Genomic DNA, 14,778 nt, shown 5'->3' on the forward strand with positions numbered 1-14,778 from the left:
CGTCAGGGCGCGGCGAGCAGCCGGCCCTCGAGGAGGACGGGGGCAAGGCCCGCAGCCGGCGCCTGCCCGCGGCGGATGGCGAAGCGCCGGAAGCCCGGTGTCCCGACGATGGGGCGAACGATCTCCCAGACCTCGTCGGCTGCGTCCGTCGCCACCGGGTCGAGGGCCAGGAACAGGGGCGCCGCATCGTCGCCGACGGTGCCGGAGACACGCCGTGCCACATGGGCGTGATAGTTGACGGCCGGGTCGGCCGCGTCCGGCTCCGCGCCCCATTGCGTGACCCAGCCGGCGGCGAAGGCGATGAGGTCCGGGTTGGTCCAGGCGCGCTCGATGTCGGCCTCGCGCTCGAACCGCATGACATCGAAATGGGTGAAGGCGGGCATTCCGGCGAGCGTGCGGGCAACGGCCCAGTTCGCATAGTGGCCAATCCCGTCGACCGCGTTGAAGAAGGGGTTGTCCACCTCGGCGAGCCAGCGCGCGTAACCGCGCGCCTCGCTGTCGGCCCGCGGCGTGTAGGGCAGGATCACCATCCAGCCGCAGTCGGGCGTGGGGCGGGCGGGCGTCATGCCTCGTCCTTCCGGGTCCAGGATGCACGGAAGCGGCTGGCCGTCTCGCGCCCGCCGGGCAGGAAGGGGACCTCTGTTCCGGTGTCACCGTCGCCCCACAGCGCCCGGCCCGCGCCCGTCTCGCGCCACGCTCGGTAGGCGGGGTCGGCCTCCTGCACGGCCGCCATCGGGTGCTCGGCCCAGGGGACGTGCGGCGTCACGCTGTCCCAGGGCGTCGCGTCGAGCCATTCGGCGGCGCGCTCGGCGCCATGGGGATAGGGGCGGGGCGGCCAGGGAAAGCCCATGGGCGCATCGGTGTGGACGAGGATGATGGCGCCGCTGCGCGAGACGAACGGGGCATGATACCATTCCTGCGGGTGGACGACGACGCTGCCGAGACCCATCTGGCCCTCGTTCAGGAGGAAACAGTCGCCGGCGAGCAGGATGATCTCCTCGAAGCATTCGTGGTGCACATGCTCCTCGGCCGCGATCAGCCCCGGCTCGATGCACTGGAAGCGGAGATAGCCGCCCGGGCCGCCGTCGAAGCCCTCCTGGCCGGGCTCGGGGGTCGGGTCGGGCAGGCGGAGCGACTTGTGGCGGACGCCATGGCTGCCCGGCACGCTGTCCACCCAGGGGAGCTCCCAGGCGCGCAGCGTCCGGTTGCGCGTGCAGGGGTAGGGAAAGGCCGGCAGGTTCGGGTTCCAGAAGGCAAGCGCAAGCGCGCCCGCCGTGGAGGCAAGCGCGCCGCCGCCGCAGCCCTGGGGCAGGTGGATGTAGCCCGAGGCCCCCACCCGCGCCCCGTCGAGCGCCATGTCGCCGCTGAGCAGGAACAGCTCGAACGAGGCGCCGCGGCCGTCGCTCCGTCCCCGCCAGCCGGGCGGCACCTCGATGACGCTCGTGCGTGCGCCCGAGCGCGGGTCGTGGCTCATGAGCGCACCGGCAAGGCCGGCGACGGGCTCCGGCCCGTCAAGCGGTGTCCTTTCGAGGGCGAGGAAATTTTAGAAGCCCGGGACGTCGCGCCGGCTCTGGTGGGTCATGCCGTTCCTCCCACCACTTTCGTATACACTTCTGGCGCGCCGTGGAAGCCTAGCGGCTGAGAATCTTCCGGTTGAGCACCGTCTGGGTCGCCTGGTCGTAAAGGCCCGTCAGCCGCTCCAGCGCGCCGGCCGCCTCATCCAGCCGGGCGGGAAGTTCGCGCACGTCGGCGAGCAGGGCGACGAGCACGTCCTCGCGCAGCCGGGCGTAGGCGTCGGTCGCCGCCATCCCCTTTTCGGTCAGCCGGTAGCCCGCCTCGCGCCGCGAGTTGCCGGTGACGCGCTCGATGAGGCCCGACTGCTCGATCTTCCGCAGCGAATACTGGAGCGTCGAGACGTCGTTGCGGTTCAGGAACAGCAGAAGCTCCGAGAGACTCTGGGCATTTCCGCGCATCCGGATGGAGTGGAGCAGCCACACGTCGGTCGCCGAGAGCGGCGCGTCCGAGACGTTGCGGTGGAGGAAGGTGCACCAGCGCGCGAAGGCCTCGACGGCGCGGATCATGGCAAGCTCGGCGCGGGTGAGCGCAGCCGCGCCATCGCTCCCGGTCATGTAGTGGAGGAGGTCGGCCGCGGGCGGCGCCTCCGCACCCGATCCGGCATCCCGAACGGTCATGGCCTCATCCCCTTCCGGTCGGCCGTGCGCTGCCCCGCTGCCGGCGGCGGCGCACGGCGGGACTGCTGAGAATCGCAGCCATTTTCCCTGCGTCAACCACGCGAATCGCAGGTGGAATGCGTGCATATTTTTTCGTTGACAGCGCCATCTCCGCCCTCACAGATTGTATACAAAACCGTTCGAGCACCGCGACAACGATCAACGGCAATCGGCGCGGGGATCGCCCCGCCAGGGAGCACAAAGGGAGACGGTGATGCGAATCATGGGTTGGAGCGTGTCGATGCTGGCGGTCGCGGTGGCTGCGCCCGCGTTTCCCCAGGGCGCGCCCGCGCCCCAGGCTGCGCCCGACGAAATCATCGTGACCGGCCTGAAGCGCGACGAGGCCCTCGTCAACGTGCCGGTTGCCGTCTCCGTGTTCGGCGAGGAGCTCATCACCCAGGCCGGCATCACCCGGCCGCAGGATTTCCTCGCGCTCACCCCCAACGTCACCTTCATCACCTCGAACCACGCCGGCGAGGCGTTCGTGAACGTCCGCGGCCAGACCTCGGTCCGCCAGTCGGAATCGGCAGTCGCCGTCGTCATCGACGGAGTCCAGCTCGCCACCCAGAACGAGTTCAACGGCGAGCTGTTCGACATCCAGCAGATCGAAGTGCTGAAAGGCCCGCAGAGCGCCATCTACGGCCGCAACGCCACAGCCGGCGCCATCATCATCAACACGCGGCCGCCGGGCGACGATCTCGAGGGCGAGGTGATGGCCCGCTATGGCAACTGGAACACGGTCAGCGTCAATGCCAGCCTTGGCGGGGCGATCGTGCCCGAGACGCTCCGCTTCCGCATCGCCGGCGCGGTCCGCTCGAGCGACGGCCCGTTCCAGAACATCAACACCGGCGAGAAGGTCATGCGGGTCGACGAGCATCTCGTGCGCCTGCGCTTCGACTGGCAGGCCGGCCCCGACACCACGGTCGATCTGCGCGGCAACTACAGCCGGCTGACCGGCGGCGCCATCGCCTTCAACGCCCAGGTGGTGGGAACAAGGCAGGGCGGCGTGCTCACCACCCGCATCGACACCAACGACACGAGCCTTCCCTACACCAACGACGTGCCGGGCCGGAACCTGCAGGAGAAATACAGCGGCTCGGTCAAGATCGACCATGACTTCGGCGACATGGTGCTGACATCAATCACCAGCTACAACGGCATCACCGACAACTACCAGGCCAAGAACTATCCCTATGGCGCGTGGAACTTCCCCGGCAACAACTGGGCGTCGGACGCGCTGTCCCCCGGCCTGCCGCTCGACATCGTCGCTGCCTTCGGCGACAACACGCAGAAGTTCCGCATCGCCAACCGCGCCTTCATCCAGGAGATCCGCCTCACCTCCGATGGCGACCGGCGCCTCAGGTGGCAGGCCGGCTTCTTCTTCCTGAAGTCCCGGCGCCAGTTCACGACCGAGCAGGGCCTGAACGGCCGGATCGCGCGCAACCCCGATGGGTCGCTGCGCCCGCCCTTCGTGATCGCCGGCACGAACATCGGCGCGCCCGTCGCCCCCGTCGAGCGCACCATCATCGGCGGCGGGGTCATCTCGCCGACCCGCGGCATCGACGGCGTCGACAGCAACAACCCCACCTTGAACTACGACGACAACATGTACCGGACGACGAACTACGCGCCGTTCGCCAACTTCCAGTTCGACATCACCGACCGGCTCGAGCTCCAGGCCGCCGGCCGCTACGATGTCGAGAAGCGCTCGATCGAGACGCTCACCCCCAACATCCCCAACCCCTTCTTCGGGGTCGCGCCCGGCGCGCCGGCGGCAACCTTCAACCTCTGCGTGGCCTACACCGGCCGCAACCCCGCCAACTGCCGCGAGGAGCGCACCTTCCGCCAGTTCCAGCCGAAGGTGAACCTCATCTGGAAGCTCGACCGCGGCTCGCTCTACACGAGCTGGGGCCAGGGCTTCAAATCGGGCGGCTTCAACCCCATCGGCACGCGCGACGTGCTGGTGCAGGGGCTGCCCAACATCCTCGTCCAGGATGCCTTCGACAAGGAGGTCTCCTCGAGCTGGGAGGCCGGGTTCAAGTCGCAGCTGTTCGACCGCCGCCTCAGTTTCAACGGCGCCGTGTTCCTCACCCGGGTCAAGAACTCGCAGCAGTTCGAGTTCTTCCCGACCGGCGGGATCCAGGCCATCAGCCAGCTGAAGCGGGTCGACATCAAGGGCTTCGAGTTCGATGCCAACGGCCGCCTCACCGACTGGCTCTCGGCCTTCGCCGGCTTCGGCTATGTCGATGCCGTCATCGACGACATCGACGACCAGGACCCGGCGATCCGCGCCGCCGTCATCGGCAACAAGGCCCCCTATGTCGCCGACCACAACCTGACGCTCGGGCTCCAGCTCGACCGGCCCGTCACCAGATCGCTTTCGGCCATCGGCCGGTTCGAGTTCAACCGCACCGGGCGCATCTGGTTCGACGCGTTCAACTCGCCCAACACCAGCCGCGACCCGATCAACCTCGTCAACCTCCGCCTCGGCATCGCCCATGAGCGCTGGGAGATCGTGGGCTGGTCGAAGAACCTCCTCGACAAGCGCTACAACGCCGATGCCGTCGTCATCCTGCCCGTGGCGCACGCCGTCTATCGCGCCCAGCCGCGCAGCTTCGGCCTCGAAGGCCGGGTCCGCTTCTAGGCCCCGCGAGAGGACGAGCCCATGCCCATCGGCCTTGCCCCCACCGCCCGATCCCGGTTCGAGGCCCACCGGATCGACGCGGCAGCGCTCGATGCCGCGCCGCTGCTCGAGCTGCCGTTCAACCCCGGGGTGGCGATCCGCGGCTATTCGGCAATCAACCAGCCCAACTGCCAGATCATCGTCGAGGACTTCCTGCCCGGTACCGAGTTCGACTGGGTCTTCACCCATGACGAGATGCAGTACTGCATCTCGGGCGAGATGGAGGTCACGGTCTGGCTGCCGCCGCTCTACGCCGAGGAGGTCAAGGCCCACATCACGCCCGGCACCGTCTATTCCTACCCGGTGGGGGCGCGCAAGCATGTGAAGGTGCTGGGCGACCAGCCCATGCGCCACATCTGCTTCTGCCCGCCAAGCCCCGGCTATCCCTTCCCGACCCTTGCGGAGCTCAAGGCCCATGGCGGATCGTGACCCGGCCCTCGCCGAGGCCCCCGCACCCGGCGGCTATGTCGGCCGCGCGGTGCGCACCCTCGAGGGCCGCGCGCCCATCGTCGGCGCAGCGCGCTATTCCAACGACTTCCGCTTCCCCGGCCAGCTCCACGCGGCCATCGTCCGGTCGCCCCATGCGCGCGCCCGCATCCTGAAGGTCGACCTCTCGGGCGCGCGCAAGGTCGCGGGCGTGGTGCTCGCCATGGACGGGCGCGAGGTCGCTACCCACCTCGGCCCCATCCCGCACTACATCGACCCGGCGACCTTCGGCGGCAAGTCGGCCGAAGTCCGGACCATGGCGGTCGACCATGTCTGGTGCCACGGCCAGCCGGTCGCAGTCGTGGTGGCGGAAGACCGCCGCACCGCCCGCTGGGCCGCCGCGAAGGTCCAGGTGGCCTACGAGGTCGAACCGGCCGTGCTTTCGGTCGAGGACGCGATCGCCCCCGATGCGCCGAGGGTGGTCCCGGGCTGGGATGACAATGTCATCATGGCGGTCCCGTTCCGCAATGGCGACCCGGATGCCGCCTTCGCCCGCGCCGACCATGTGGTGGCAACCACGGTCCGCATCCACCGCTTCTCCACCCAGCCCATCGAGACGCGCTGCTACAACGCGGTCTGGGAGGAGGAGACGGAGAGCCTCACGCTCTACGGCACGGCGCAGAACCCGCACCCGCTGCGCCACGTGCTCTCGAAGGTGCTCGGCATGCCCGAGGGGCGGATCCGGGTGCACGCGCCCGCCATCGGCGGCGCCTTCGGCATGAAGATGCACGGCCACCCCGAGGAGTCGCTCGTCTGTCTCCTCGCGAAGCTCCTGCGCCGGCCGGTCAAGTGGGTGGAGACGCGCGAGGAGTGCCTCTTGATCGGCGCGCGCGAGCAGGTCCACCACCTCGAGCTGGCCTTCTCGCGCCAAGGCGATCTCCTTGCGCTGCGCGACCGGTTCTTCGCCAACACCGGCGCACCTTCGGCCTGCCCGGGCTGGGGCATGGCCTTCCTCACCGGGCTCACCATGCCCGGTCCCTACCGGGTGCGCGACATCGACGTCACCATGACCGCGCTCGTCACCAACAAGCCCTCGTGGAACGCCGCGCGCGGCTACGGCAAGGAAGCGACCGCGCTGGCGCTGGAACTGGCGCTCGACGAGGCTGCCCGCCAGCTCGGCTTCGACCCGGCGGAGCTCAGGCTCCGCAACTTCATCCCCGCCGACGCCTTTCCCTACGCCAGCCCCACCGGCCTCCAGTATGACAGCGGCGACTATGCCGGCGCCGTCCGCAAGGCCATGGAGGCGATCGGCTGGGACGGCTGGCGCGCCCGCCAGGCCGAGGGGCCGAAGGACGGGCGGTACCTTGGCCTCGGCATCGCCTACGAGCTGACGCCCGAGGGCGGTGCGCTTCCCGGCACCATGGTCGCCGGCTATGATTCCTCGACGGTGCGCGTCGCGCCCGACGGCTCGGTCAGGGTGCTGACCGGCGTGACCACGCCCGGCACCGGCAACCCGACGGGCATCGCCCAGATCGTCGCCGACGAGCTCGGCTGCCCCATCGAGTGGATCAGCGTGGTCCAGGGTGACACCACCACCTGCCCCTATGGCTTCGGCAACTATTCCGGCCGCTCCACCATCGTCGGCGGCGGCTCGGCGGCGCTCGCCGCGCGCGCGGTGCGCGAGCAGATGCTGAAGGTCGCAGCCGCCATGCTCGGCGTCGGCGTGCAGGCGCTGCGCCTCTCGAATGGCGTGTTCGACAGCGGCGACGGGCGCACCCTCTCCTTCGCGGAGGTCGCCTACGCTGCCTACACGCGGGCCTATGACGTTGCCTCGTGCATCACTCCGCCGCTCGAGGCCCAGGCGACCTTCAGGCCGCCCAGCATCCGCCACAGCCCCGATGCCGACGGGCGCATCAACCCCTATCCCAGCTACTCCAACGCCGCCTATGCCGCCGTCGTCGAGGTCGATTCCGAGACCGGCCAGGTGAAGCTCCTCGGCCTTGCCGCTGCGCACGACTGCGGCCGGGTCATCAACCCGCTGCTGGTGGAAGGCCAGGCCTGCGGCGCCATCGCCTTCGGGGTGGGCGGCGCGCTCATGGAGGAAATCCGCTTCGACGATGCCGGCCACCAGCTCACCCGCAGCTTCATGGACTATGTGATGCCGCGCGCCGAGGACATGCCGGGCGTCACCATGGTCCACCACGACAGCCCCAACCCCGACACCTACATGGGCCTGAAGGGCGCCGGCGAGGCCGGCGTCGGCGGCTCGGCGGCCGCCGTCGTCAACGCCGTCAACGATGCGCTGAAGCCCTTTGGCGTTGCCATCCACGACCTGCCGCTCACCCCTGCGCGGGTGTGGGCGGCAATCCATGGCAGCGGGGCAGCGGGAGGTGCGGCATGAGCCTCTACCCCAGCCTCGCCCGCCCGCGGACGCTCGCCGATGCCGCGGCGCTTCTCGCCTCGCTCTCCTCCGGCGGCGTCGTCATCGCCGGCGGCCAGGAGCTGATGCCAAGCATCAACGCCGGCGTGCTAGCGCCCGAGGTCTATGTCGACATCGGCGGCCTCGCCGAGCTTCGCGGCATCGCCGAGACACCCGAGGGCCTCCTCGCGATCGGCGCGCTCACGGTCCACCGCGAGCTGCAGACGCATCCGCTCGTCACCGCGAAGCTCCCGCTTCTTGGCCACGCCGCCACCCGCGCCGGCGGCGGCCGCCAGGTCCACAACCGCGGCACCATCGGCGGCAACCTCGTCGCCCAGCACCCGCTCTACGATCTGGCACCCTCGCTCCTTGCGCTCGAGGCCGAGGTCGAGTGGGTGAAGGGCAGCGAGACGGTTCGCCAGCCGCTTGCCGCCATGCTCGCCGACAGCCGCCACGGCCTCGGCAGCGAGGCGATCCTCGCGCGCGTGCTGGTGGTGCCGATGGCCGAGGGGCTGGGCTTTGCCTACGAGAAGCTCAAGGCCTCGGGCGGGGCCTATGGCTCGGCCAATGCCGCCGCACTGGTGAAGCTGACCAACGGGCGCGTGGCGGCGGTGCGGCTCGTCGTCGGTGCGGTCGCCGAGCGCCTCCTCGACGCGAGCGCGGCCGCCGCGGCGCTCCTCGTCGGCCGGCCGTTCGACGCCGCCGCCGGCGCAGCGCTTGCACACGCGGTCTCGGCGCTGGTCACCGCGCCGCTGTCCGATGCCCAGGGGCCCGGCCCCTGGCGGCAGGCGATGGCGGGCGTGGTGGCGCGGCGGGCGGTTGCCGCCGCAGTCCAGCGGGCAGGGAGGGCATGATGGACGATCTTGCGCAGTCGGTGCTGGTCCAGTGGCGGGTGAACGGCGTGCTCCACGAGCTCGACGTGCTGCCCGGCCAGTCGCTCATGGACGTGCTGCGCGACGCGCTCCGCCTCACCGGCACCCACATGGGCTGCATGACCGGCCACTGCGGCGCCTGCACGGTGATGATCGACGGGCGCATCGCCAAGTCCTGCATCGCCCAGGCCGCCACCCTGCCGCGCGCCGAGATCCGCACCATTGAGGGCCTCATGGGGCCGGATGGCCGGCTCTCGCCGGTCCAGCAGGCCTTCTGGGACGAGGCCGGCTTCCAGTGCGGCTACTGCGCGCCGGGCATGCTGTTCTCGGCGATCGAGCTGCTCTCCGAGACCCCCGACCCGACCGACGCCGAGATCGACTCCGCCCTTGCCGGCTCGCTCTGCCGCTGCACCGGCTACCAGAGCCTCCGCCGCGCAGTGCGGGCCGCCGCCCGTGCGCTGCGTGAAACCCCCTGAAGACCGAGGAGACCCCCCATGGCCACTGCTGCCGCTCCCGCCGCCCCCCGCATCATCGACGTGCCCGTCCGGCGCGCGACCCCCGAAGCGCTCGCGCCCTACGGCCAGGTGATCGGCCATGACCCCAAGGTCGCCCCCATGCCGATCGACTTCTACGATGGCGCGGCCAAGGTGCGCCGGGTGGTCGACTTCCGGGCCGAGGGCGTCATCGAGATGCCGGTCGTCACGCTCCAGCGCCGCCCGCTCGAGGTCCGCTGGATGGAGCGGCATTTCAAGCACACCCAGGCTTTCGTCTCGCTGGGTGCCAAGCCCTTCGTCGCCTGCTTCGCGCCGCCCAACGACCGGGAGTTGCCCGATCTCGACAGGGTCGAGGCCTTCCTGTTCGACGGTTCGGCCGGCTTCATGATGCACATCGGCACCTGGCACGAATTCCCCTTCGCGCTCGTCGATGACACGGTGCTGATGGTCATCCTGACCAAGGCGGCGACCGACGGCCTCGTGCGCGACAACGTCATCCAGGACGAGGCGCAGGGCGAGGATCTCGACAAGAAGGACCTGGAAGCCCGCCTCGGCGTCCGGCTCGCGCTGCGGCTCTGAGCCGGTGGACGCCGTCCGCATCGCGACCGACCCCGACCCGTTCGCGCCCTTCCGCATTGCCCAGGGCTATCGGGTCGGGGACCTCGTCTTCCTCTCCGGCCAGGCCGCCCTCGATGCCGCCGGACGGGTGGTAGGGGTGGGCGACTTCGACGCCCAGGCCGAGCAGACGCGGGAGAACCTCGCGCAGGTGCTTGGCGCTGCCGGCTGCGGTTTCGACCAGGTGGTGAAGGTCACCATCTTCCTGACCGACATGGGCCATTTCCCGAAGGTCCTTGCCCTTCGCGCGCGCTGGTTCCGCCCGCCCTGGCCTGCCGACACCATCGTCGAGGTGGCGCGCCTCGCCCTTCCCGGGCTGCTCCTCGAGGTCGAGGCGATCGCGGTCGTCGGCGGCCGGCGGGTCGACCCGCGCTGACCGCCGTGCGCCGCCCCGGGGCCTGCCGCCCCGCACCGACACCCGCCCCGACGCTCCTCCGGCACGCGCCGTTGCGGCACCCCTTTCCAGCCCCGGCCCCCCCGGCCCCCCTGGCCCCATCGGCGCCGGCGCCCTGCACAGCCGCGCCCTCGGGATGTTCTGGCGGTCCCGGCAGGACTCGAACCTGCGACCTCCGGTTTAGGAACCCTCGCAGCTGCGCCGCCGCTTCCCCTAATTCCCGCTGGGACATCAGTGCACTGGCAGGCCTCGGGCGCGACCGGCGGGCGACCTGTGCCCCTGCTTGAGACCCCCATAAATCTCATCCCACTGAATGAAAACGCGTTTCTCCAAAGAGCTCATGCTGGGGCCGACCCGCATGGCCGGCTGGAGGTGCTGCCGATGTCCGGTGTGTGGCTGCTGAGCGAAGCGCAGCTGCGCCGGATTGAGCCGTTCTTCCCGCTTTCTCGTGGGGTTCCGCGGGTTGACGCCCGCCGGGTGATCTCCGGGATCCTCTTCGTGCTCAAGAACGGCCTGCGCTGGCGGGATGCGCCGGCGGCCTGTGGGCCCCACAGACGATCGACAACCGGTTCATCCGCTCGAGCCGCCTCGGCGCGTTCAACCGGATCTTCGCCGAGCTGGCGGCCAGGGGCGGCAAGCCGGACAGGCGGATGCTCGACGCGGACGCACCTGAAGGCGCATCGAACCGCTGCCAGCCTGCTCAAAAAGGGGCTCTTCCCCGACGGATCGGGAGAACCAAAGGCGGACTGAACTCCAAGCTGCACAGGGTCACCGATGGCCAGGGGCGGCCCCTGGCCATGCTCCTGACCGAAGGACAGGCCAGCGATTACCGGGGCACTGCGTTGCTGCTCACTGCCTTGCCGCCAGCCAAGGACCTGATCGCCGACAAGGGCCATGACGGCAACGGCTTCCGAAACGCACTGGCCGAACGCGGCATCGCCGACATCCCCTCCAGTTTCAGCCGCAGGATCGCCATCCGGCACGAGCCGCTGCCGTGCCGCCAGCGCCACAAGATCGAGATCATGTTCGGCCGCCCCAAAGACTGGCGCCGCATCCACACCCGCTACGACCGCCGCGCCCACGCCTTCTTCTCAGCCATCTGCATCGCAGCAACCGTCATCTTCTGGCTCAAGCAATGAGTCCTGAGCCTAACGCGCCGGAACTAGTCGCCACGAAGCCGCAAGCGACCAGTCTGCTGTCATCGACAGCAGACTGGGCGCTCCCACCAGGCGCCAATGGCCAAGGCTAGGCAGGCAAGATGGGACCAAACGACCAGCGAGTCCGCGTACGCGCCTGGCTCGAAGGGGATAGGGAAAAAGCTTGCGGCGTGGACGAGCACCGCGTTCAAGTGAAACCCGCACGCTAGCAATGGCCATAGCTTCGTTGAATCGAGTGCTATTTTAAATAGAACGGAAAATAGGGCTATATCAATCAAAAAGATATTTTTCTCAGGACCAACAAATGTACCGCTAGACAGTAAAGCGCTCAGCAGGGCAGAGATAGCCATTGCCGCAGCGCTGATCCTCTCCTGGGCCTGCCCGAAGGTCGCGGCGGAGAGGATCGCCGCACTGAGCGTAAGGAAGGAAAGGATATATTCCCACGCGATCACGTGTTTTCCGTGCTTTTGTAAGAAGTTGCGCGAATTGCCTCGCCGACTTGCCTCGCCGACGCGCGGTGACGCGGCTTGTCGATGAAGCCGCCGAAACTTTCCTCCCGAAGGCCGATCCGGATTTGCGCCTTCGTGAGCGCGGCATGGGTAGCCACGAGATGGCGCCGGGCCTTGCAGAGCGTAGCGATGCCCGCCGACGCCTCTTCCATGGCATCTTGGCCCAGAAACGCCGAGGCGCCAACCGACCGGCCAGCGATCGGGAGGAAGCTCGCGAGGTCGGCAGCGGCCTGAACGGCGCTGTCGATGGCCTCCTCCGCAGCATAGAGCCTTGAGGCCAAGGTGTGGGCGACTTCGTGAAGATCGTTCGACATTGGTTCCAACCTTTCCAGCACGTTCATCTGGCGCTGGTTTCACCCGTGAGAAGAAGAGACAATGCCGCGAAGCCGGAAATAACCGTGACGAAAGCCATTGCTGACAGAAACGCCGTTAGAACGATAATGAGGACCTTTTTCTCAATTGTAACATGGGTCAGCCTGCTTCGATAATTTTGTCGGCAAACCTTCTCCTTCGCTGTTGGGCTCGAAACCGCGCCAGCGGAGCGGGGCAGCTCCACTGGAGTATTCATAACAGAAATTCCCGCTGGGTGCTCATGAGTTGTGGCCATGTTGGACATATCCGAGGGAAAGCCCAGTGCGGGGCCTTCTCCTTCGCTCACATGGATGATCCGGGGAGGGACTGCCGCTTCATATCGGACAGTCGGCGGTCTGCGACGTGTCCCCTGCGAAGCCTCGATTTCGTTAAGGAGGAGGGCAGCCTCCCGTCGACTGTCAACTCCCAGCACCCGCATCGCAAGCCGGATATGGGCGTCGACCGAATGCGGTGACAGGCCGAGCAGCGGGGCGATCTCTTTTGATGTCTTGTGCTTGTAGGTGAGTCTGAGGCATTGACGTTGTGTTTCCGTCAGTCGGTCGACCCGCGCTACAAGACCTTCTCTTCGACGAAATTCCACGGCTCAATCCATCGTACCGAACGGCAGGACCGACCCGTGGGGCCGATATGGATTTGTTTACAGCCGGTTGCAAGTGTCGAGGGGCTGTTCACCTAATCTTCATCAAGCGCAGCGACGCGTGCGGCTTCTGGGCCACATGCCGCGTCCAGGCATCAGGCAGAAATCCACGCGATCGGCGTCACATTAATCCCGGCCCTTCGCAGGAGGGTGCCAGCTTCCGCGATATGGGACCCGGACGTTGCAACGTCGTCAACAAGAAGGGTATGACCAACAGGAGCCGAGATGAGCTTCATTGGCGGACGTGAAAGGTTGGTCTTGGGATGTGAACTGCCCGAAATGGATCTGTATGCGAATGCGTCGGCAAAAGGCAGCCCCAAATGGCGAGCGACGTGGCGCCCGAGCTGATGGCTGAATCCATCAGGCCTAGAATGTCCGCACGGGACGGCAGTTACGGACTGGAAGGCGTTCCGCCCTACTAGGCGAGCAGCTTCGTCCGCGACTTCTGTGGCGACGGCGCGCAGGAAGGTTTCCGGGGGATTGCGTTTGATGGCCCGCAGCGCGGCAATCTGATAGCTCTTAAGCGGCGACCGCCAATTGCGAACTCCGAAGTAAACAAGATCGCGACGAGCTCGCATGCTGCGACGGCGGATAAGAGTTGAAAGCAGGAAATCACTTACTACCTCATGGTTTTCTGAGTCTTTGGCGTTATAAGGGTTGATTGGCTCTCTTGCGCCTGCAGCAAAGTAGGTTGAGACAGGACACTCCTTAGCTGTCTCAGCCAGTTCTGTTAGAAGCCTCACTTGGGATTTTAGAAGCGGCAAAAATTGGTACATGTCGTCAGAGGCGGACTTGAGGTCGGATTCGACCTTGAAGAACGCACAGACAACAATCAGAAGCTGGTTAGGTCCGAGCCCGATGACTGGCGCAGCGAGAAGGTTTCGGCTTCCAGCAGCGAACGGAAAATGGACTGATAGCGCCGCGAGCTCGTCAGGTCGGTTGCTCACGATCGGAAAACGGAGATCTTCGAGTTTTGCGCGCCCGGCGGGGCGATATGTTGCAAGGACCTTGGCCCCGATCGCACTGACGGTTCGGCTTCCTTGCTGGTCGATAATCACAAGGCCGGCGGTAAGACAGCCGAGGCGGATTGCAAGATAGCGCAGCGAGTCATCGAGGTGTTCGCGGCCGAAGCCATCCAGGAAGGCATCTGCCACAGAGTGGAACCCAAGGCTCATCGGTGCCCTCTATCAGCTCGCCAAACGCAATCCTTACTGGTTGCCCGCCAAGTGGGGTGAAGCGACTGGTCGCGATATCGACCATCCAGGCGATGCGAAGATAGTGCTTGCGACTGGCTCGCAGGCGCTGATGAATGCTGGCACGCAACTCCTTGTTTTTTCGCGTTGAATCAGCCGCCGATAACGGCTGAAAAGCAAACTTGGTGGAAGCGACCGGCTAGTTGAGGCGGCTCAGAGTCTGTTCGGAAAATGGAGAAGGGTGCGTACAGGTGTAGGAAGTGTCTGCCCATGGCGACGACGATCGCGGCGTGGCAGAGATTGATGCGGCGCTCGCAATCTCGGACGAGGCGGGGGTATCGGGTCATCCATCCGACCATGCGTCCGACGATCCAGCAGCAAGGCTAGACCTTCAAGCCTTTCTGGCTATGGGACCGGCGGATGATCTCGAGGACGGGGGCGGGATAGGCAGCCCAGTCCATAAGCTTCAGGGGCCACAGCCGGCAATCAGCGAACAGGCGTGTCACATAGGGCCACCAGCGCTAGATCGCGTCGAGCACGGCTTGGAGTCGGGCGCTGTGAGAGATGTCGCCTGACGTCAGTTGGACCATTAACAGCTGCCCGTGCGCGTCAACCCAGATGTGCCGCTGATGTCCGAACATGCGCTTTGCCGCGTCCCACCCCCGTGTGCGGTAGGAGGTGTCGAAGCGGGGCCGGGCAGAAGGCCGGACTGGTTATTGTGCCGGTCTGGCCAACCGCGCTCATGATGCGTGGCGGCAGGGCAGATCCAGCCTGAG

At 67.3% G+C, this 14,778-nt stretch carries 15 protein-coding genes and 2 pseudogenes; 9 read left to right on the plus strand and 8 right to left on the minus strand.

The genetic code is table 11. The features are described 5' to 3' along the window. Positions 1-2: 2 nt before the first annotated feature. From H3H34_RS12125 to H3H34_RS12135, 3 genes are all read right to left on the minus strand, one after another. The gene (locus tag H3H34_RS12125) at positions 3-566 is read right to left on the minus strand and encodes a hypothetical protein (RefSeq protein ID WP_194745531.1); all 564 of its coding nucleotides are present in this window, start codon (positions 564-566) and stop codon (positions 3-5) included. Continuing rightward, positions 563-1,474 carry a cupin domain-containing protein gene (locus H3H34_RS12130; protein WP_194745532.1) on the minus strand — a complete coding sequence of 304 codons (912 nt, stop codon included), beginning with the start codon at positions 1,472-1,474 and terminating at the stop codon, positions 563-565. The genes H3H34_RS12125 and H3H34_RS12130 overlap by 4 nt, the downstream gene beginning before the upstream one ends. A 157-nt stretch (positions 1,475-1,631) precedes the next feature. Next, the gene (locus tag H3H34_RS12135; protein ID WP_194745533.1) at positions 1,632-2,192 is read right to left on the minus strand and encodes a winged helix DNA-binding protein; all 561 of its coding nucleotides are present in this window, start codon (positions 2,190-2,192) and stop codon (positions 1,632-1,634) included. Positions 2,193-2,445: 253 nt separating this feature from the next. On the opposite strand from H3H34_RS12135, the gene H3H34_RS12140 reads away from it, so the two are divergent. From H3H34_RS12140 to H3H34_RS12175, 9 genes and pseudogenes are all read left to right on the plus strand, one after another. Then, positions 2,446-4,875: a TonB-dependent receptor gene (locus H3H34_RS12140; protein WP_194745534.1), complete on the plus strand. Its 2,430-nt coding sequence runs from the start codon at positions 2,446-2,448 to the stop codon at positions 4,873-4,875. 21 nt (positions 4,876-4,896) lie between these two features. Beyond that, positions 4,897-5,343: a cupin domain-containing protein gene (locus H3H34_RS12145; protein WP_194745535.1), complete on the plus strand. Its 447-nt coding sequence runs from the start codon at positions 4,897-4,899 to the stop codon at positions 5,341-5,343. Next, complete coding sequence (locus H3H34_RS12150; RefSeq protein WP_194745536.1) at positions 5,330-7,741, plus strand: xanthine dehydrogenase family protein molybdopterin-binding subunit; 2,412 nt, start codon at positions 5,330-5,332, stop codon at positions 7,739-7,741. The genes H3H34_RS12145 and H3H34_RS12150 overlap by 14 nt, the downstream gene beginning before the upstream one ends. After that, positions 7,738-8,613 (plus strand): FAD binding domain-containing protein, encoded by an 876-nt coding sequence (locus tag H3H34_RS12155; RefSeq protein ID WP_194745537.1) that lies wholly within the window; start codon positions 7,738-7,740, stop codon positions 8,611-8,613. Before H3H34_RS12150 ends, H3H34_RS12155 begins: the two co-directional genes overlap by 4 nt. Next, positions 8,613-9,107: a (2Fe-2S)-binding protein gene (locus H3H34_RS12160; protein ID WP_207790925.1), complete on the plus strand. Its 495-nt coding sequence runs from the start codon at positions 8,613-8,615 to the stop codon at positions 9,105-9,107. The genes H3H34_RS12155 and H3H34_RS12160 overlap by 1 nt, the downstream gene beginning before the upstream one ends. A gap of 18 nt (positions 9,108-9,125) precedes the next feature. Next, entirely contained in the window at positions 9,126-9,704 is a 579-nt protein-coding gene (locus tag H3H34_RS12165; protein ID WP_194745539.1) for an ureidoglycolate lyase, read from the plus strand. 4 nt (positions 9,705-9,708) lie between these two features. Beyond that, complete coding sequence (locus tag H3H34_RS12170) at positions 9,709-10,116, plus strand: RidA family protein (protein WP_194745540.1); 408 nt, start codon at positions 9,709-9,711, stop codon at positions 10,114-10,116. 399 nt (positions 10,117-10,515) lie between these two features. Then, positions 10,516-10,629, plus strand: a pseudogene (locus H3H34_RS13770) (IS5/IS1182 family transposase); the annotation flags it as partial. A gap of 110 nt (positions 10,630-10,739) precedes the next feature. Beyond that, the gene (locus tag H3H34_RS12175) at positions 10,740-11,273 is read left to right on the plus strand and encodes an IS5 family transposase (RefSeq protein ID WP_328832039.1); all 534 of its coding nucleotides are present in this window, start codon (positions 10,740-10,742) and stop codon (positions 11,271-11,273) included. Between the two features lie 59 nt (positions 11,274-11,332). Here the strand turns inward: H3H34_RS12175 and H3H34_RS12180 are convergent, their stop codons facing one another. The 5 genes and pseudogenes from H3H34_RS12180 to H3H34_RS14205 all read right to left on the minus strand — a co-directional run. Continuing rightward, positions 11,333-11,743 carry a hypothetical protein gene (locus H3H34_RS12180; RefSeq protein ID WP_194745541.1) on the minus strand — a complete coding sequence of 137 codons (411 nt, stop codon included), beginning with the start codon at positions 11,741-11,743 and terminating at the stop codon, positions 11,333-11,335. Beyond that, a complete protein-coding gene (locus H3H34_RS12185; protein WP_194745542.1) occupies positions 11,740-12,141 on the minus strand; it encodes a hypothetical protein in 402 nt (133 codons plus the stop codon). Before H3H34_RS12185 ends, H3H34_RS12180 begins: the two co-directional genes overlap by 4 nt. Continuing rightward, on the minus strand, positions 12,138-12,752 hold the full coding sequence (locus H3H34_RS12190) for a helix-turn-helix domain-containing protein (RefSeq protein ID WP_194745543.1): 615 nt from the start codon (positions 12,750-12,752) through the stop codon (positions 12,138-12,140). The genes H3H34_RS12185 and H3H34_RS12190 overlap by 4 nt, the downstream gene beginning before the upstream one ends. Before the next feature lie 152 nt (positions 12,753-12,904). Continuing rightward, positions 12,905-13,984, minus strand: a complete 1,080-nt coding sequence (locus tag H3H34_RS12195) for a hypothetical protein (RefSeq protein ID WP_194745544.1) — start codon at positions 13,982-13,984, stop codon at positions 12,905-12,907. Between the two features lie 539 nt (positions 13,985-14,523). After that, positions 14,524-14,667: pseudogene (locus H3H34_RS14205) on the minus strand (IS5/IS1182 family transposase); the annotation flags it as partial. Between the last annotated feature and the right edge of the window lie 111 nt (positions 14,668-14,778).

This window comes from Thermaurantiacus tibetensis (assembly GCF_015354055.1).
GTDB lineage: Bacteria > Pseudomonadota > Alphaproteobacteria > Sphingomonadales > Sphingomonadaceae > Thermaurantiacus > Thermaurantiacus tibetensis.

Coding starts and splice junctions, on each gene's coding strand:
- H3H34_RS12125 (WP_194745531.1), bottom strand. CDS start 566: ATGACGCCCGCCCGCCCCACGCCCGACTGCGGCTGGATGGTGATCCTG.
- H3H34_RS12130 (WP_194745532.1), bottom strand. CDS start 1,474: ATGAGCCACGACCCGCGCTCGGGCGCACGCACGAGCGTCATCGAGGTG.
- H3H34_RS12135 (WP_194745533.1), bottom strand. CDS start 2,192: ATGACCGTTCGGGATGCCGGATCGGGTGCGGAGGCGCCGCCCGCGGCC.
- H3H34_RS12140 (WP_194745534.1), top strand. CDS start 2,446: ATGCGAATCATGGGTTGGAGCGTGTCGATGCTGGCGGTCGCGGTGGCT.
- H3H34_RS12145 (WP_194745535.1), top strand. CDS start 4,897: ATGCCCATCGGCCTTGCCCCCACCGCCCGATCCCGGTTCGAGGCCCAC.
- H3H34_RS12150 (WP_194745536.1), top strand. CDS start 5,330: ATGGCGGATCGTGACCCGGCCCTCGCCGAGGCCCCCGCACCCGGCGGC.
- H3H34_RS12155 (WP_194745537.1), top strand. CDS start 7,738: ATGAGCCTCTACCCCAGCCTCGCCCGCCCGCGGACGCTCGCCGATGCC.
- H3H34_RS12160 (WP_207790925.1), top strand. CDS start 8,613: ATGGACGATCTTGCGCAGTCGGTGCTGGTCCAGTGGCGGGTGAACGGC.
- H3H34_RS12165 (WP_194745539.1), top strand. CDS start 9,126: ATGGCCACTGCTGCCGCTCCCGCCGCCCCCCGCATCATCGACGTGCCC.
- H3H34_RS12185 (WP_194745542.1), bottom strand. CDS start 12,141: ATGAACGTGCTGGAAAGGTTGGAACCAATGTCGAACGATCTTCACGAA.
- H3H34_RS12195 (WP_194745544.1), bottom strand. CDS start 13,984: ATGAGCCTTGGGTTCCACTCTGTGGCAGATGCCTTCCTGGATGGCTTC.